The organism is Sphingomonas sp. Leaf33, assembly GCF_001421785.1.
Classification (GTDB): Bacteria; Pseudomonadota; Alphaproteobacteria; order Sphingomonadales; family Sphingomonadaceae; genus Sphingomonas.
Genome location: NZ_LMLB01000001.1, coordinates 1,418,637 through 1,435,031, shown reverse-complemented (window position 1 = coordinate 1,435,031; position 16,395 = coordinate 1,418,637). Strand labels below are relative to the sequence as shown.

The following is a 16,395-nucleotide window of genomic DNA, read 5'->3' as shown; positions in this document are numbered from 1 at the left end:
AAGGTCAGACCGATGCTCCCGCCATTCCATGCCCTGGACCTTGCCGCCGCGGGCCGACTACCGGCGCAGTGGCAGGACGATGTCCGGACACTGGCCAGTTCGCCGATGCGTCAGGTTCTGCACGACGGCGATCCGGGCGTGCCGGACGATCAACGCGGTCTGTTCGCCTGTGTCGATGGAGCGGTCATCCGGTCGGGGCTGCCCTGGATGTGGTCACTGTACCATCGGGACCTGCGAGATTTTGCCGCACGTAGCGTGGGATATCCGCTATTCGCGGCAAATCGCCTGCGTGCCGCCGTCACGCTCAATATTCTGGAGCGCGAGGGCGCTGCGAACACCTGGCATTCTGATATGAATGCCGTCACCGGCGTCTTCTACGCGATGGTGCCAGACAGCGGTGGCGAGCTTCAGTTTCGCGACAGTAGCGGAACCATCGCATCGCTCCGACCGCGGCCCGGGCTTTTCGTCTGTTTCGAGGGCGCGATGGAGCATCGGGTCACGCCACTGCCGGCAGACGGACTGCGGCTGGCGATCCCGATGGTGTATCACCGCAGCGCGACGGATCAGCCACCCGCCTACGGTGACGACGTCTACACTGTCGCTGATGAATCCTGATATACGAGGCGGCGCAGGGAAGACTCGACGCATTGGCAAAAGTGGCGGCGCTTGACGGTTATACGCCGCACCAAAGCCGCGTCGTCGGTCGGGCCGCTGGCCCGCCGGCCGCGCTTGCTTGCGTGGAGCGGCACAGCCGCTCTCTCGCAAGCTGCGCGGTGGGAGCCGGGACGACCCGGGGCGAAATCGTTGTGGCTGCTGCCTTCCGGCCCTGACCAGGTTGGCGACGACCCCGTCCGCCCGACTCCCGTGCGCCAGATAGGGGAGCCGGGCGGCGCGATCAAGCCACCGAATTATCGATGGCAGTTACCGGTAGCAGCGGCGCTCCGGGCCGTTCCAGCCGCGGACCCAGACGCAGCGCACGCGATTACCGCGATAGCCGCGGTCCCAGCCGCCATTCCAGCTGCCGCGGTTCCAGCCGCGCCCGCCGCGCCGGTCCCCACGCCAGCCACGGCGGTCGTCGCGCCAGTGGCGGTCATGGCCACGGTTCCAGCCGCGTCCGTCGTTCCAGCCGTGACGCTGTGCCTCGGCGGGGGTCGGGGTGACGGCGGTGGCGGCGATCAGGCCGGCGGCGGCCAATGCGATCATCTTCATGATCCTGCTCCTCTTTTACACGCCCGAAACGCGGGCTCCTGAGGGCAAGAATGGATAGCAGGCCATGCACGTTCCATGAATGAGACGTTATCTCCCGTTCATCGACCGCGCATGTCGCGCGCCTCCGCCGGCACGCGCACGGTGAGGCCGTCGATCGCCGGCGTCAGCACGATCTGGCAGGCCAGCCGGCTGGTCCGCGTCGCCACGGCGGCGAGGTCAAGCATATCCTCCTCCTCCTCGCTCGCCGGCGGCAGGCGGTCGAAATCCTCCGCCGCGACGATCACATGGCAGGTCGAACAGGCCATCTGGCCTTCGCAGGTGCCCTCCAGCGGCTGGCCTGCGGCTTGGGCAAGACGCAGCAGGGTGTCGCCCGCCTCGCCGTGCGCCTCGGTCGTTCGGCCATCGGTACCGATCAGATGGACGCGGATCATGCGGCGATGCACTGGGCGTGCGCGGCAGCGGTGAGGCGAGTCATGGCGTCGTCGATGTCCTGCGCGGTGGTGTAGCGGCCGAAGCCGATCCGGACACTTTCGCGCGCCTGGGTGTCCGACAGCCCGATCGCGCGCAGCACATGGCTCGAGCGACCCGATCCGCTGGCGCAGGCCGATCCGGCGGAAAAGGCGATGTCGCGCAGGTCGCTCATCAGCCGCGCCACGTCCAGGCCCGGCAGGCGGACGTTCAGGTTGCCATAGTAACGATGCTCGATCGATCCATTCACCACCCAGTCGCCGCCCAGAAGGCTGTCGGCTAGGCCGAAGAGCGAGAAGACATGCTCTGCGTCCGTCATCTGCCGCGCCTTCGCCAGCGCCGCCGCCGCACCGAATCCCGCACACAGCGCAGGGCTGAGCGTGCCCGATCGCCCGCCCGCCTCCTGCCCACCGCCGTGCATCAGCGGCGCGAGATCGACGCCGTCGCGAATCCACAAGGCGCCGATGCCCTTCGGCCCGTGGATCTTGTGCGCGGACACCGCGATCAGGTCGCAGGTGTCGGGGATGGGAATGCGGCCATAGCCCTGCACCGCGTCGCACAGAAACAGCGCGCCCGCGGCATGGGCGATCGCGGCCAGTTCAGCGATCGGCTGAATCGTGCCGATCTCGTTGTTGACCAGCATGGCTGCGACCAGCGCCGTACCGGGGCGGATCGCCTGTCGCGCGGCGTCCAGATCGACCAGCCCGTCGCCGCCGACCGGCAGGACGGTACACCGGCCACCCGCCCGCGCCGTTTCCAGCACCGCCGCATGTTCGGTGGCGATCGTGACGACCGGCCCCGCGATACCCTGGATCGCCCAGTTGAGCGCTTCGGTCGCGCCGCTGGTGAAGCTGACCCGACCGCCCGCGGGCAACAGCGCGGCGACCTGATCCCGCGCGACCTCGACCGCTGCTTTCGCCCGGCGGCCGGCGGCGTGCGGCGAATGGGGGTTGGCGAAGCCGTCGCGCAGCCACGGCAGCATGGCGTCGAAGGCTTCCGGCGCGATCGGCGTCGTCGCCTGATAGTCGAGGTAGATCACAGCAGCTCTTCGGCCGGCTCGCCTCGCGTGCGCAGGTCGCGGGCGACGCTGGCCCAGGCGGCGATGAACCGCTCGACATCGGCCGGGGTCGTGGTGCGCGCGAAGCTGACGCGGACGACTTCGCTGGCCGCCGCCCCGTCCCAGCCCATGTGCGCCAGGACGTGGCTGGGGCGCATCGTGCCCGACGAGCACGCCGACCCCGCCGACACCGCGATGCCGGCCAGGTCGAAGCGGATCAGCTGCGCCGCCGCCGACAGTCCGGGCATCCGGTAGGACGCGATGTGCGGCGCGCGCAGCGCGCGGGCGGCGACCACTTCGCCGCCCAGCGCCTCGATCGCCGAATCGAGTCGCGCGCGCAGCGACACCATCGCGGCAAGGTCTTCCGCTACCGCCACCGCGGCGGCGAACCCCAGCGCGGCCGGCATGTTCTCCGTCCCGCCGCGATAGCCGCGCTCCTGCCCGCCGGTCGGCAGCAGCAGCGCGAGGTCGCGGACCAGCAGCCCGCCGATGCCGGCCGGGCCGCCGCGCTTGTGGCCCGAAATCGCGATCAGGTCGGCGACGTCCTGCGGCGGGTGGTCGTTCCACGACGACGGCATCTGCGCGGCATCGACGAACAGCCGGCCGCCGGCGGCGTGGACGATCTGCGCGATCTCGGCGATCGGCTGGATGACGCCCGTCTCGCTGTTGGCCCATTGCACCGCGACCAGCGCAGGCGCTGGCGCGACGGCGAGTTCGCGGGCGAGCGCGTCGAGGTTCAGGATACCGTCGGGCCGGACGCCCAGGCGCACCGCCTCGGGTGCGGCGCGCAGCACGGCCTCATGCTCGGTCGCACCGACCAGGACGCTGGCGACCTGCGCGCGGGTCAAGGCCATCCAGATCGCTTCGGTCGCCCCGCTGGTCAGGATCAGCTCGCCCGGCCAGCGATAGGCTGTCTTCAGCACATTGCGCGCGCTCTCCAGCATCGCGCGCGCGGCACGACCCTCCGCATGCGGGGACGACGGATTGGCCCAGCACGCCAGGCCGCGCACGACCGCCTCGGCCGCCTGCGGCAGCATCGGGGTGGTGGCGGCGTGATCGAGGTAGAGACGGTTGGCCACGGGGCTCCCTTACGAATGTCGAGTTTCGTTGCGCCCGCGTGGCAGCTTCTTATATAGCGCCCGCTTTCCACGCGCGCCATTGCAACGCGCCGGCCTCCCTCGCAGGTTCCGCTCATCATGCCAGAAGTCATTTTCCCCGGTCCCGAAGGTCGCCTGGAGGGGCGGTTCGCCCCCGCCCCCCGCCCGCGTGCGCCTGTCGCCATGATCCTCCACCCGCACCCGATGTCGGGCGGCACGATGAACAACCGCATCGTGCAGGAACTGTACAAGACGTTCCAGCGCCGCGGTTTCGCGACGCTGCGCTTCAATTTCCGTGGCGTGGGCAAGAGCCAGGGCGTGTTCGACAACGGCGTCGGCGAGCTGTCGGATGCCGCCAGCGCGCTGGACTGGGTGCAAAGCTTCCATCCCGAGGCATCGACGACCTGGGTCGCGGGCTTCGGCTTCGGCGCGTGGATCGGCATGCAGCTGCTGATGCGCCGCCCGGAAATCCGCGGCTTCATCTCGGTCGCGCCGCCCGCCAACATGTTCGACTTCACCTTCCTGGCGCCCTGCCCGTCGAGCGGCATCATCATCCAGGGCGAAGCGGACGAGGTCGTGACCCCGATCGCGGTGCAGAAGCTGGTCGACAAGCTGCGCACGCAGAAGCACATCACCATCCACCACGACACGATCCCCGGCGCGAACCATTTCTTCGAGCATGAGATGGATCAGCTGATGGGCAGCGTGGATCGGTACCTCGACATGCGCCTCGATCCCAATTCGCCCATAAAATGAGCTTGGCGCAGCGGGTTAGCGCCAAGCTAATCCGCGTCGCGGCGCCAAGCACGGCCGGCGGTGCAGCGCACCGACCGACGGCATCGGCTTTGCCGATGCCCGCCCCAAGCCTGGCGGAAGAAGAGCGGCCCTTCGACACGCTCAGGGCGAGCGGGGTGGGGTCAACAAGCTCACCTTGCTCCGCATGAACCCATTCTGCCTTCGCAATCGGCGCCTACCGGACGTAGCGCCTCACAGCGTCCAGATGAGCACGTTCCCGACCAGCACCGCCGCACAGACGAGCATCAGCACGCCCTTCGTCCGGCTGTCGTCTCCGGCACGCACCAGGCGGATTCCGCCGAAGACCAGCGCGAAGACGGCGAGCATCGTGATGGTGGGGGCGAGTTTGGCGAGTGTCTCCATGGCGCCGTCCATCGCATCCTTGCGATTCACTCGCAACACTCGACCGCGGGGCGGCTTGTCTGCTATGGGCGCCCGCGCATTCCGACAGACCGATGATTTCGCGCGCGGGCACGCCCGCCGCCCCACATGAAGGACATGGATTCCAATGAGCGATTCGATCGCTGCCCCGACCGTGCTTGAACCGACCGCCGCCCTGACCGTCGAGACGGTGACCAAGGTCCATCACTGGAACGAGCATCTGTTCAGCTTCGCGATCACGCGGCCCGCAAGCTTCCGCTTCCGGTCGGGCGAATTCGTGATGATCGGCCTGCAGGGCGACAACCGCCCTTTGCTGCGCGCCTATTCGGTGGCGTCGCCGTCTTGGGACGAGGAACTGGACTTCCTATCGATCAAGGTCGCCGACGGCCCGCTTACGTCGCGCCTGCAACAGGTGCAGGTCGGTGATCAGATCTACCTCGGCCGCAAGCCGACCGGCACGCTGGTCACCGACGCGCTGACGCCGGGCAAGCGATTGTTCCTGCTGGCGACCGGCACGGGCCTCGCCCCGTTCCTCAGCCTGATCCGCGATCCGGACGTGTACGAGATGTTCGAACAGATCGTCGTCGTCCATTCGGTGCGGCGCGTGAGCGACCTTGCCTACCGCGACGTGCTCGAGTCGAAGCTGACAGGCGATCCGCTGGTCGAGGAGCAGGCCCAGGCGCAGCTCTATTATGTGCCGACCGTGACGCGCGAGGACTTTTCCGTCCAGAAGCGCATCGGCACGATGATCGAGGACGGGTCGCTGTTCGACGGTATCCCGGGCGAGGCGAAGCTCGATCCGGCGACCGACCGCGTGATGCTGTGCGGGAGCATGGCGATGATCCGCGACACCGCCGCGATGCTCGACGGGTTGGGCTTCACCGAGGGGTCGAATGCGAACCCGGGGGACTATGTGATCGAGCGGGCGTTCGTGGGGTGACGTGGGCGGCCGGTTTTTAGCCCTAACCACCGTCATCCCCGCGAAGGTAGGGATCAATAGTCGCTGGTCAATCGGCTCTATCGACAGGTCAGCCAGAATGTATCCCCGCCTTCGCGGGGATGACGACTGATAGCGATCGTGAGCCTTCCGTGCGCCCGCGCAGGCGGGAGCCTAGAGCCGCAAAGGATGTCGCTCGAAAACCCTGGGCTCCCGCCTCCGCGGGAGCACCGGCCAGCCTAGTCCGTCCCGCTCAGCACCGCCGCATAGGCCGCCGGGTCGGCATTCCCGCCCGACACCAGCACCAGCATGTTCTCCCGCGGCTCGACCCTGCCCGCCAGCAGCGCGGCAATGGCCACCGCGCCGCCCGGTTCGACGACCAGCCGCAGCTTCGCCGCCGCCCAGCGCTGCGCTGTGCGGATTTCGGCTTCGGTAACCGCCACGCCGGTCGCGCCGCGGCGGGACAGCACGTCGAAGGTCAGCGGCGACACCCGCCTCGTCTGAAGCGAATCGCACGACGTGAACGGCGCGTCGGCGGGCACTTCCTCGATCCAGCCCGCCTCCAGGCTGCGGCGCATGTCGTCCCAGCCCTCGGGTTCGACGACGGTGATCGTCGCTTCGGGCAGGGCAAGCGCGAGGCCCGCCGACAGGCCGCCACCGCCGCATGGGCTGACGACATGCTCGACCGGGCCCCAGTCGATCTCGTCGAACTGATCCTCCGCCTCGATTCCGGCGCTGCCCTGCCCCTCGATCACCCAGGCGTCATCGAAACTGGGCACCAGCACCGCGCCGCGCGCGTGGGCCAGATGCGCGGCGATCTTTTCGCGGCTGTCGGTAAAACGGTTGCAGCCGACGACCTCGGCGCCGAGCGCCAGCGTCGAGTCGCGCTTCACCTTCGGCGCGTCGTCAGGCATCACGATGACCGCGGGCATGCCCAATTCGCGCGCAGCCCAGGCGACGCCCTGCGCATGATTGCCGGACGAAAAGGCGACGACGCCCCGTCGCCGCGACTCCTCGTCCACCGCGGTCAGCCGGTGCCAAGCGCCGCGAATCTTGAACGCCCCGATCGGTTGCAGCGACTCGGCCTTGAAGGCCAGTTCCACGCCCCGGATGTCGGCGCGCAGCAGCGGTGTCGGGGGCAGCAGCTCGGCCATCTTGGCCGCGGCATCGCGCACGCCGGCGCGGGTGGGTTGTCGCACGATCGTCACGCTTCATCCCTGCCGGAAAATGCCACGCAACGAAACACTTTACACAGCCGTTAGACGACCCTATTTGCCCGCCTCCGCTGCCCCATGGGACTTCCACCGCAAGGCAGTGTTTTCGTCACTGAAAGTCCGGGACCAGAAGTCCTGGCATTGGAGGTCCCTTGAGTTGCACCAGGAAAATCGCGCGCTGGGGCTAGCCGCCCCGACCCTCGTTCCGAACGCCAACGAGATTGCAAAGGGCAAGCCGGTCCAACCGGTCACGCTCGTGCGTCCGCATGCCGCTGCCCGTGCCGCCCGCTTCTTCGTCGAGAAGTTCCCGGGCCGGTCGATGTATGCGGTAAAGGCGAACCCTTCCCCCGACCTGCTCCAGATCCTGTGGGACAGCGGCATCACCCATTACGACGTCGCGTCGCTGGGTGAGGTGCGGCTGGTCGCCCGGACGCTGCCGGACGCGACCCTGTGCTTCATGCACCCGGTCAAGGCCGAGGAAGCGATCCATCAGGCCTATTTCGAGCACGGCGTCCGCGTCTTCTCGCTCGATTCGATGGAAGAGCTCGACAAGATCGTCGAGGCCACCTCGCGGGACGGCGTGGCTGCGGCCGATCTTACCCTGTGCGTCCGCATCCGCGTGTCGTCGGACCTGTCGAAGCTCAGCCTCGCGTCGAAGTTCGGTGTCATGCCGGACGAGGCGAAGGCGCTGCTGTTCGCTGCCCGCCAGGCGGCCGACGCGCTCGGCATCTGCTTCCACGTGGGCTCGCAGGCGATGTCGCCGGACGCCTATGCCCAGGCGATGGAGCGCGTCCGCGCGGCCATCGTCGAAGCGGCGGTGACGGTCGACGTGATCGACGTGGGCGGCGGCTTCCCCAGCGTCTACCCGGGCATGGAGCCGGTCGCGCTGGAGCGGTATTTCGAGACCATCCATCGCGCGTTCGAATCGCTGCCGATCAGCTATTCGGCCGAACTGTGGGCTGAACCCGGCCGTGCGCTGTGTGCCGAATACAGCTCGATCATCGTGCGCGTCGAAAAGCGCCGCGGCGACGAACTGTACATCAACGACGGCGCATATGGCGCGCTGTTCGACGCCGCGCACATCGGCTGGCGCTTCCCGGTCCGCCTGCTGCGCGAACCGGACAGCAACGCCCGAGACATGCCGTTCAGCTTCTATGGCCCGACCTGCGACGATCTGGACCACATGACCGGCCCGTTCCTGCTGCCGGCGGACATCCGCGCGGGCGACTATATCGAGGTCGGCATGCTCGGCGCGTACGGCTCGGCCATGCGCACCGCGTTCAACGGCTTCGGGTCGGACCAGACGGTGGCCGTGGCGGACGAGCCGATGGCGTCGCTGTATGTCGAGGTGGAGCGCACGGTCGCGTCGAACGTCGTCACGCTGTAACGCGCAATCGTCAGAACAATTCGGCGGCGAGGCTTGGAAACAAGCCTCGCCAGCCAAACGGGTTTCCGCGTCCCCTCATAACGACGCCGGCCAAGACTATGGGAGTTCCCATGACCGACACCCTGACCAAGACCGCGGCGGCCAACGCGCCGATCAACGACACCCGCAAGGCCGAACTGCTGTCGAAACAGGTCAAGCACATCGACATCACCAGCTTCGACGCGCGCCCGATCGTCGATGCGATGGCGGACATGAGCTTCACCAGCCGCGACTTGGGCCGCGCGACCAAGATCTACAACGACATGTTGGCCGACAAGGACTGCACGGTCTGTCTGGTCATCGCCGGATCGACCAGCGCGGGCGGCTGCATGGACCTCTATGCCGAACTCGTCCGCAACAACATGGTCGACCTGATCGTCGCCACCGGCGCGACCATCGTCGACATGGATTTCTTCGAAGGCCTTGGCCACAAGCACTACCAGGCGCTTGAAATTCCTGACGACGACACGCTGCGCTCGCTCTACATCGACCGTATCTACGACACGTATATCGACGAGGAAGCGCTCCAGAACGTCGACCACACGATCTTCGAGATCGCCGAGACGCTGGAAGCCAAGCCCTATTCGAGCCGCGCGTTCATCCGCGAGATGGGCAAGTACCTCGTCGAGCACGGCAAGAAGGACAACAGCCTCGTCAAGCTCGCCTACGAGCATGACGTGCCGATCTTCTGCCCGGCGTTCGTGGACTCGTCCGCGGGCTTCGGCCTGGTCAAGCATCAGGTCGATCGCGCCAAGGCGGGCCAGCCGTACATGGTGCTCGACGCGATCGCCGACTTCCGCGAGCTGACGGAAATCAAGATCCAGGCGGGCACCACCGGCCTGCTGATGATCGGCGGCGGTGTGCCGAAGAACTTCATCCAGGACACCGTCGTCTGCGCCGAGATCCTGGGCCACGAGGACGTCGAGGTGCACAAGTATGCGGTGCAGATCACCGTCGCCGACGTACGTGACGGGGCGTGTTCGTCCTCGACGCTGCAGGAAGCGGCGTCGTGGGGCAAGGTGAACACGGGCATCGAGCAGATGGTGTTCGCCGAAGCCGGCTCGGTCATGCCGCTGCTGGCGTCGGACGCCTACCACCGCGGGCACTGGAAGGACCGGGCGAAGCGGGGTTGGGCGAAGCTGTTCGCCTGAGCGGCACACGACTAGCGCAAGCTAGTCGTGAGACCGCGATAGGCCGGCCGGTGCGGGCCACGGCCCGCGTTCGACCCCGGCCTTCGCCGGGGCAGGCTCACGGAATTTACTCCCGTGACTGCCTCCGGTTGCACACGGCAACCAATTGATGCAGCCTCCCCCCGAACCATCCGGGGGGAGGCTTTTTGATGCATCAGGATATTCTGAAACCCGTCGTCGTCCTTATCGCCTGGACGCTGGTCATGTGGGCCTGGATGCTCGCCATCCGCCTGCCCGCGCTGAAGGCCGCGGGAATCGACATCGGCAAGCTGACCGGCAGCAAGACCGGGGACGCCGATCGCGTGCTGCCGCCAAAGGCGAACTGGCCGGCGCACAATTACAACCACCTGATGGAGCAACCGACGATCTTCTACGCGGTGGCGATCGTCATCGCGCTGACGGGCACCGGCAACGGTTTCAATGCGTGGCTCGCGTGGGGCTATGTGGCCTTGCGGATCGTCCATTCGCTCTTCCAGGCGACGGTCAACAAGGTCGGCGTACGCTTTTACCTGTTCGTCGCCTCGACGCTGTGCCTGATGGCGCTGACGCTCCATGCCGCTATGGCTGTCTTCCATGGCTAAGGACGTATTCGAGCGGCACAAGCAGCCGTGGACCGCAGCGGAGCTTCAAAAGCTCCACACGCTGGCGAAAAAAGGCATGGCGCTGAAAGCGATCGCCAAGGCGCTCACTCGCAGCGAGGAATCGGTGAAGGATCGCGCGAAGGCGGACGGGTTGTCGATCGCCAAGCTGCGCTGAGAAATCCTCCCCGGGACGGGGAGGTGGCACGCGCAGCGTGACGGAGGGGGCTCACCGCAAGCGAGACGATTTAGGCCCACCCCCTCCACCACCGCCTGCGGCGGCGGCCCCCTCCCCGTGCCGGGGAGGATTTAGGTGAACATCCGCCGCACGCTGCGGTCGAGCATCACCAGTTGCCACAAGGTCCGGCCATGCTCGGCGCGCCCGGCGCGGTGATCGTCGGCCAGCCGGTCGAGCGCCGTGCGGTCGAACCAAGCGCCCAGCACCGGCGACTTGCTCAATGCCGCCGCCTCGCCCGCAAGCTCGCGGCGGAACCACGCGCTGACCGGCGTCACGAAGCCCATCTTCGGCCGGTACAGCACGTCGTTGGGCAACCACGGCTCCAGCGCCTTCTTCATCAGCCACTTGCCCTGACCGCCCTGAATACGCATCCGCTCCGGCAGGGTCGCGGCGAATTCGAGCAGGCGGTGATCGAGCAGCGGCTCACGCGCTTCTAGGCTGACCGCCATCGACGTGCGGTCGACCTTGGTCAGGATGTCGCCGGGCAGCCAGTGATGGATGTCGGCATATTGCGCGGCGTCCAGGCCCGAGCGCGCCGGCGCACCCCGCATCGTCGCGATCATCGCATCCTCGCCGCGGTGGCCGCCCAGACTGCGGCGGAACGCATCGCCGTAGAGACGGTCGCGCGTTGCCGGCGTCGTCACTCCGACCGCGCGGGCGTACGCCGTGGCGCCGTCGTCCGCGAGCGCCAGCAGCGTGGACTTCGCCCGCAGCGGTCGCGGTGCCCAGTCGGCCTTCGGATAGAGCCGGCCGAGCGTGCCGAAGACCTTTTGGCGCAGGTGGCCGGGCAACAGGCCGCGGACACCCTCTTCCGCGGCGTGGAAGCGATAGCGGCGGTAGCCGGCGAACGCCTCGTCCGCGCCGTCGCCCGACAGCGCGACCGTTACGCTCTCGCGCGCCAGTTCGCACACCCGGTAGGTGGCGAGCGCGGAAGCATCGGCGAAGGGTTCGTCGAACGCCGCGACCAGCGTGTCGATCAGTGCGAAGTCATCCGCCGCGACGGTGCGCGTCCGGTGATCGGTGGCGAAGCGGTCGGCAACCGCGCGGGCGTAGGCGCTTTCGTCATGCCCGGCCTCATCGAAGCCGATCGACAGCGTCTTGACCGCGCGCGGGCTCGTTTCCGCCATCAGCGCGACGACGGCGGAGCTGTCGACCCCGCCCGATAGGAACGCCCCCAGCGGCACGTCGGCGACCATCCGGCTGCGTACCGACGCGCGCAGGCGGTCGATCATCTCGGCCTCGAGGTCCTTTACCGAGCCCTTGGCGCGCTGCGAAAAGTCGATGTCCCACCAGCGGCGCGGGACCGGGACCGGACGCCCACGTTCGAGCTGGAGCAGGCCGGCAGCGGGAAGTTTCTTCACGCCAGCGACGATGCAGGCATGGTCAGGGACATAGCCGAGCGCCATGAAGTCCTCGACCGCGCGAACATCGACCTCACGCCGGACAAGAGGATGCGCCAGCAAGCCCTTGAGTTCCGACGCGAACGCCACGGCACCATCGCTCAGTTCGACGTAATGGAGCGGCTTCACGCCCAACCGATCGCGGACCAAAGTCAGCGTGTTGGCGCCGGCATCATGGATGGCGAAGGCGAACATGCCGACCAGCCGGTCGAGCAGTCCCGTGCCCCACGCGCGCCAGCCGTGGAGCAGGACCTCGGTATCGCCCGACGTGACGAACCGCGCGCCCTTCGTCTCCAGCTCGGTCCGCAGTTCGGCGAAATTATAGACCTCGCCGTTGTACGTGATGGTAAGCGCGCCCGCCTGCATCGGCTGCGGCGATCCGGCGACATCGATGATCGACAGGCGCCGATGGCCGAGCCCGACGCCGCTGCCGGTCCATACCCCCGCCCCATCCGGCCCGCGGTGCGCCTGCGCGTCGGTCATCGCGACGATGCGTGCGGAATCGACCGGTTTCGGGGTGCCGGGGTAGAAAATCCCCGCGATGCCGCACATCCGCTCAGCGCCCCGACAGGATGGTGTCGGCGATCCTGGCCGGCGAGCCCGCGGCGGCCACGAAGGCGGCGATCGACCCACGCGCATCCGCACCGCGGCCCTTCACGGCCGACACGTGCAGCGCCACACCTGCCTGTCGTCCACCCAAGAGCTTCGCCTTCAGCGTCTGCATCTTCACCTGATTGTCGCTCGCGGTAACCATATCGCCGACGCGGTACCAAGTTCCGACCAGCCGTTCCACTGCACCAGATGTGGTAATCCGCTCGACCCGGCCGTTTTCGAGGGGCGCTTCGTCCATGACCTTTACCCAACGGTCGTTTTCGGCGAGCACGCCCTGGCCGAAGGCGACGAGTTCATGTCCCTCGCGCTGGCCGGCATAGACCGCCACCGCGACATCGACGACATGGCCGGTCGGATCGGCGTAGCGCGCATACAAACGGTGGTCGGCGGTGGGATAGCTCGGTTGCCACAGCGCGCGGCTGTCGATGCCGACGCGGCTCCAGCCGGGCACGTCGGGCAGGAAGAGTTGCGCAGGCAGCGCGTCGGTGCGCGAAATGACGACGGCGCCGATCAGGTAAGCCAGCGCGGCGATGGCGATGGCCATGCCGCCGACGATGCCGCCGTGCACAGAACGAAACGGGGTCGTGGCGATGCGGTCGATATCGACCCAGGCGGCATCAGGATCGCGGTCCAACCAGCGCCAACCGATCGCCAGTACGCCCGCCATGACGAGCGCGAAGAACACCCATCCATAGACGATATGGTCGAAGCCGGTTGCGGCCTCGACCGACGTCAGATGCGCGGCATAGATAGTCCCAAACGCACGCGCGCCGTTGGCCAGCACCGGCACGACCATCGCCATGGCGAAGAAGGCCGCCCGGCGCGCCCAGGAGACGTAGCAGACGTTGGCGACGAGTGCGCCGTACGCGATCATCGCGATGACGAACTTCGCGCCCGAGCACGCCTCCGCAACCTCGAACCAGCCGGTCGGCGTGGTGATGAGCACGCCATCGGTCGTCGCGGGCACGCCGAACAGGTGGAGCAGCGGGACCGCGATATCGCGGGTGACGACCTGGAGCGGCGCGTCGAGCGATTCGCCGAAGGGGACAAGAAAAAGCAGGTAGGCGAGCGGGAAGAGCAGCGCGCGGCCGACCTGCGGCCCAAGCAGCGCGGCGACGGCGCCCTGGAGCATCAGCACGAGACCGATGTGCCGGAACAGCGCGATCCCGGCGATGTCGCCCAGGAACCAGCCCCCCGCCCCGGCTCCGACAAGAGCGAGCGCGGGCCACCATGCGGCGGGGCTCAAACGGGCAACTTCGGCGCGACGCTGCCAGATCAGCCAGCCGACGACCGGCAGGACGAACAGGCAATGCCCGAAGGTCGTCGAATTCCAGTAGATCTGCGCGAGGTCGCCCACATCGCGGCTGAAGATGACGAGAAGCGCCGCCCAGACGCCGGCGAGGGTGGCCAGTGGAGTGCGCCAGCGGTCGGTAATAAAGGTCTCGTGCGGGATGGCGATGGTCATGCTGACCGAGCCTCACGAACGTCGACCACCTGCTCCCCATTCGCACTGAGCTTGTCGAAGTGCTGTCCTTGTTCGGCTCGCGCCGGGTTCAACAAGGGCAGGGCGTCGACAGGCTCAGCCCGAACGGGCTTGGGTAGGTCGATTAGCGCGTCCAACCCCGCCAGCCGCGCGTCCCAGCCGTAGCGCGCCTGAACCTGCCGCCGCGCCGCCTTACCTAATGCGGCGCCGGCCGCAGGATCGGCGATCAGCCCGGATATCTCGCGCGCAAACTCAGCAGCATCGCCGGCCGTGCGCAGCGTGCCGGCATGGTCGATCCCTTCCGCCGCGGCGTCGGACACGACCACCGGCCGCGCCATCGCCATCGCTTCGAGGACCTTGTTCTGGATGCCGCGCGCGATCCGCAAGGGCGCCACCGCGACGCTCGCCGCCGCCAGCCAGCCGCGGACGTCGGCGACTTCGGCGGTCACGATCACCCGCTCGCTGGCCAGCGCCTGCACTTCCGGCGTCGGCGCGCGGCCGACGATGGCGAAGGTGGCTTGTCGGATCGCCGGCAGGATGTCGCTCACGAACCAGCGCACCGCCTCGACGTTCGGGGCGTAGTCCATCTGTCCAGTGAAGACGATCAGCGGGGCGCCGGGATCGACGGACGTGAATTCGGCGGCGGGGTCGAACTTTACCGTGTCGATGCCGTTTTCGATCACGCGGATGTCGCCCCGGCCACCGATCGAGCGGAACAGCGCGGCTTCCGCGTCGCTGACGAACAGGCTGGCATCGACGTGCGCGGCCACCGCGCGATCGAACCGGCCGAGCAGCCGCTCCTCGCGCCGGAACAGCCAGCGCTGCGGAAAACCGGCACCGCGGGCATATTCGCCGAACTTCACCGAATCGACGTCGCAGAAATCCATGACCGTCCGCGCGGGCAGATCGACGGGCAGATATTGCGCCATCGCGCTGGAAAAGACGTAGACGGCGTCGATCGGATGCGTTGCCAGCACGTGATCGACCGCCGCCTGGAATTGCGCGTCGGCGAAGGCGGCTTCCGACACCGATCGCCCCGTTACCAAGGCCTCGACGGCGGCGCGCGGCTTCGACTTGGTGCGGGGCACGATGTGCTGGCTGGCGCAGAGATCGGGGGTTTCGAGGTCGCGCGGGTCGTCGGCGAAGGCGACCAGATGGACGTTCGTCCGCGCGCTCAGATATTTAAGCACGTTATACGCGCGGATCTTGTCCCCGCGGTCGGGCGGGAACGGCACGCGGTGGGCGAGGAACAGGATGTCCATCACCCCAACCCGCGCGACAGCCAGGGCCCGATCAGATTGGCGACCGGCAGCGGCAATTTCTTCCACATCGCGATCTTGCGCGCGTACTTCGGGTCGAGCGGATTGACGCTGCGCGGCGCCGCGCCGTCAGCGGTGCGGACGTGATAGGCGAGCGGTCGCCCCTCGAACCCCCAGTTGCGCTTGAACGCCGCGGCGCCTGTGCCGACCTTCGACCGGCCGAAATCGAACTGCGTGCACCCGCGCGCCCGCGCGTGGTTCATCAGCGCATAATACATCGCGTCGTTCGCGCGCAGGCCGCGCGCGGCTTCGGTGCCGCCGCCCCAGTAAGGATAGACCGTGCCGCGCCAGTAAAGGCTAAGCACGCTGGCGACGGGTACGCTCTCGTGGCGGACGGTCAGGATATCGGCCGCATCGCCGAACGCATCGAGCACGGCGGCGAACAGCGCTTTGGGGAAGACCGGCGTGCCGAGGTTACGGACCGATTCGGCATAGACGCGGTAGTGCGCGGCGCGATCATCATCGACGGCGACGACCAGGCCCTTGTCGAACGACTTGCGGACTTCGGCGCGCTGCTTGCGCGGGATCGCGGTCAGTTGCGCGGCATCGTCGGCCGCCAGATCGCGGACGAAGCCGAGATAGCTGTCGGTGTTGGTGTGGAAACCCTGGATAGCCAGACCGCCGCGCAGTTCGAGCGAGGTGGCGCCCTCGGCCTGCGCGATGCGCCAGGCATCCTCGGCCAGCACGCTCGCAGTGGAGTGGTCGTCGGCCAGCACGCCGCCATCGACGCCGAAACCGGCGGAGACGAGGGCGGTGCCGAACAGGCGGGACCTGACAAGCGTCAGCGGCAGGACGCCGGCAATCGCACCGTCCGCGCCTTCGGCGACCAGATAGCGGTCCTGCTGGCCACAGCCTTTGGCGACCGCGGCGCTCCATTCGGCGAGGTGGAACGGCGTGCCGTCGGGGTGCCCGGCAACATAGGCGGCGATGCGCGCGGCATCTCCCGCGGACGCGCGGCGGATCGCGACGGGCCTGGCGAGCAACGGCATCG

Annotated in this window: 17 protein-coding genes and 1 other RNA gene; 7 read left to right on the top strand and 11 right to left on the bottom strand. The window is 67.9% G+C overall.

Going from position 1 to position 16,395, the window contains the following annotated elements; translation table 11 throughout:
* The first annotated feature begins 12 nt into the window (after positions 1-12).
* Complete coding sequence (locus ASE86_RS07110) at positions 13-615, top strand: hypothetical protein (protein WP_056424015.1); 603 nt, start codon at positions 13-15, stop codon at positions 613-615.
* A gap of 154 nt (positions 616-769) precedes the next feature.
* On the opposite strand, the gene ffs is transcribed toward ASE86_RS07110, so the two are convergent.
* The 5 genes from ffs to ASE86_RS07090 form a co-directional block, all read right to left on the bottom strand.
* Positions 770-867: signal recognition particle sRNA small type (gene ffs / locus ASE86_RS15665), an RNA gene on the bottom strand.
* A gap of 54 nt (positions 868-921) precedes the next feature.
* On the bottom strand, positions 922-1,209 hold the full coding sequence (locus ASE86_RS07105) for a hypothetical protein (protein ID WP_056424012.1): 288 nt from the start codon (positions 1,207-1,209) through the stop codon (positions 922-924).
* Between the two features lie 98 nt (positions 1,210-1,307).
* A complete protein-coding gene (locus tag ASE86_RS07100) occupies positions 1,308-1,640 on the bottom strand; it encodes a 2Fe-2S iron-sulfur cluster-binding protein (protein ID WP_056424010.1) in 333 nt (110 codons plus the stop codon).
* On the bottom strand, positions 1,637-2,716 hold the full coding sequence (locus ASE86_RS07095) for a cysteine desulfurase family protein (RefSeq protein WP_056424008.1): 1,080 nt from the start codon (positions 2,714-2,716) through the stop codon (positions 1,637-1,639). The genes ASE86_RS07100 and ASE86_RS07095 overlap by 4 nt, the downstream gene beginning before the upstream one ends.
* Entirely contained in the window at positions 2,713-3,813 is a 1,101-nt protein-coding gene (locus ASE86_RS07090) for a cysteine desulfurase family protein (protein ID WP_082441741.1), read from the bottom strand. Before ASE86_RS07090 ends, ASE86_RS07095 begins: the two co-directional genes overlap by 4 nt.
* Positions 3,814-3,930: 117 nt before the next feature.
* Here ASE86_RS07090 and ASE86_RS07085 point away from each other — a divergent pair, with 117 nt between their 5' ends.
* The gene (locus tag ASE86_RS07085; RefSeq protein WP_056424006.1) at positions 3,931-4,587 is read left to right on the top strand and encodes an alpha/beta hydrolase; all 657 of its coding nucleotides are present in this window, start codon (positions 3,931-3,933) and stop codon (positions 4,585-4,587) included.
* Positions 4,588-4,818: 231 nt separating this feature from the next.
* Here the strand turns inward: ASE86_RS07085 and ASE86_RS07080 are convergent, their stop codons facing one another.
* Positions 4,819-5,001, bottom strand: a complete 183-nt coding sequence (locus tag ASE86_RS07080) for a hypothetical protein (protein ID WP_056426779.1) — start codon at positions 4,999-5,001, stop codon at positions 4,819-4,821.
* 133 nt (positions 5,002-5,134) lie between these two features.
* Here ASE86_RS07080 and ASE86_RS07075 point away from each other — a divergent pair, with 133 nt between their 5' ends.
* Positions 5,135-5,947: a ferredoxin--NADP reductase gene (locus ASE86_RS07075; RefSeq protein WP_056424004.1), complete on the top strand. Its 813-nt coding sequence runs from the start codon at positions 5,135-5,137 to the stop codon at positions 5,945-5,947.
* 236 nt (positions 5,948-6,183) lie between these two features.
* On the opposite strand, the gene ASE86_RS07070 is transcribed toward ASE86_RS07075, so the two are convergent.
* Positions 6,184-7,152 carry a threonine/serine dehydratase gene (locus ASE86_RS07070; protein ID WP_235524011.1) on the bottom strand — a complete coding sequence of 323 codons (969 nt, stop codon included), beginning with the start codon at positions 7,150-7,152 and terminating at the stop codon, positions 6,184-6,186.
* A 163-nt stretch (positions 7,153-7,315) separates the two neighbouring features.
* On the opposite strand from ASE86_RS07070, the gene ASE86_RS07065 reads away from it, so the two are divergent.
* The 4 genes from ASE86_RS07065 to ASE86_RS07050 all read left to right on the top strand — a co-directional run bounded on the left by ASE86_RS07065 (position 7,316) and on the right by ASE86_RS07050 (position 10,530).
* Positions 7,316-8,545: a type III PLP-dependent enzyme gene (locus ASE86_RS07065; protein WP_056424002.1), complete on the top strand. Its 1,230-nt coding sequence runs from the start codon at positions 7,316-7,318 to the stop codon at positions 8,543-8,545.
* A gap of 110 nt (positions 8,546-8,655) precedes the next feature.
* Positions 8,656-9,735 carry a 1,9-bis(guanidino)-5-aza-nonane synthase gene (locus ASE86_RS07060; RefSeq protein ID WP_056424001.1) on the top strand — a complete coding sequence of 360 codons (1,080 nt, stop codon included), beginning with the start codon at positions 8,656-8,658 and terminating at the stop codon, positions 9,733-9,735.
* Between the two features lie 188 nt (positions 9,736-9,923).
* A complete protein-coding gene (locus ASE86_RS07055) occupies positions 9,924-10,355 on the top strand; it encodes an MAPEG family protein (protein ID WP_056423999.1) in 432 nt (143 codons plus the stop codon).
* On the top strand, positions 10,348-10,530 hold the full coding sequence (locus ASE86_RS07050) for a hypothetical protein (protein WP_056423997.1): 183 nt from the start codon (positions 10,348-10,350) through the stop codon (positions 10,528-10,530). Before ASE86_RS07055 ends, ASE86_RS07050 begins: the two co-directional genes overlap by 8 nt.
* Before the next feature lie 131 nt (positions 10,531-10,661).
* Here ASE86_RS07050 and ASE86_RS07045 read toward each other — a convergent pair whose 3' ends face one another.
* From ASE86_RS07045 to ASE86_RS07030, 4 genes are read right to left on the bottom strand one after another with little or no spacing between them, the layout of a single operon-like run.
* Entirely contained in the window at positions 10,662-12,542 is a 1,881-nt protein-coding gene (locus ASE86_RS07045; protein ID WP_056423995.1) for an XrtA/PEP-CTERM system amidotransferase, read from the bottom strand.
* A gap of 4 nt (positions 12,543-12,546) precedes the next feature.
* A complete protein-coding gene (xrtA, locus tag ASE86_RS07040; RefSeq protein WP_082441740.1) occupies positions 12,547-14,067 on the bottom strand; it encodes an exosortase A in 1,521 nt (506 codons plus the stop codon).
* Positions 14,064-15,347 (bottom strand): TIGR03087 family PEP-CTERM/XrtA system glycosyltransferase, encoded by a 1,284-nt coding sequence (locus ASE86_RS07035; RefSeq protein WP_082441739.1) that lies wholly within the window; start codon positions 15,345-15,347, stop codon positions 14,064-14,066. The genes xrtA and ASE86_RS07035 overlap by 4 nt, the downstream gene beginning before the upstream one ends.
* Positions 15,347-16,393, bottom strand: a complete 1,047-nt coding sequence (locus ASE86_RS07030) for a FemAB family XrtA/PEP-CTERM system-associated protein (protein ID WP_056423992.1) — start codon at positions 16,391-16,393, stop codon at positions 15,347-15,349. The genes ASE86_RS07035 and ASE86_RS07030 overlap by 1 nt, the downstream gene beginning before the upstream one ends.
* Positions 16,394-16,395: the final 2 nt, after the last annotated feature.

Coding starts and splice junctions, on each gene's coding strand:
- ASE86_RS07110 (WP_056424015.1), top strand. CDS start 13: ATGCTCCCGCCATTCCATGCCCTGGACCTTGCCGCCGCGGGCCGACTA.
- ASE86_RS07105 (WP_056424012.1), bottom strand. CDS start 1,209: ATGAAGATGATCGCATTGGCCGCCGCCGGCCTGATCGCCGCCACCGCC.
- ASE86_RS07100 (WP_056424010.1), bottom strand. CDS start 1,640: ATGATCCGCGTCCATCTGATCGGTACCGATGGCCGAACGACCGAGGCG.
- ASE86_RS07085 (WP_056424006.1), top strand. CDS start 3,931: ATGCCAGAAGTCATTTTCCCCGGTCCCGAAGGTCGCCTGGAGGGGCGG.
- ASE86_RS07080 (WP_056426779.1), bottom strand. CDS start 5,001: ATGGACGGCGCCATGGAGACACTCGCCAAACTCGCCCCCACCATCACG.
- ASE86_RS07075 (WP_056424004.1), top strand. CDS start 5,135: ATGAGCGATTCGATCGCTGCCCCGACCGTGCTTGAACCGACCGCCGCC.
- ASE86_RS07060 (WP_056424001.1), top strand. CDS start 8,656: ATGACCGACACCCTGACCAAGACCGCGGCGGCCAACGCGCCGATCAAC.
- ASE86_RS07055 (WP_056423999.1), top strand. CDS start 9,924: ATGCATCAGGATATTCTGAAACCCGTCGTCGTCCTTATCGCCTGGACG.
- ASE86_RS07050 (WP_056423997.1), top strand. CDS start 10,348: ATGGCTAAGGACGTATTCGAGCGGCACAAGCAGCCGTGGACCGCAGCG.
- ASE86_RS07045 (WP_056423995.1), bottom strand. CDS start 12,542: ATGTGCGGCATCGCGGGGATTTTCTACCCCGGCACCCCGAAACCGGTC.
- xrtA (WP_082441740.1), bottom strand. CDS start 14,067: ATGACCATCGCCATCCCGCACGAGACCTTTATTACCGACCGCTGGCGC.
- ASE86_RS07035 (WP_082441739.1), bottom strand. CDS start 15,347: ATGGACATCCTGTTCCTCGCCCACCGCGTGCCGTTCCCGCCCGACCGC.
- ASE86_RS07030 (WP_056423992.1), bottom strand. CDS start 16,393: ATGCCGTTGCTCGCCAGGCCCGTCGCGATCCGCCGCGCGTCCGCGGGA.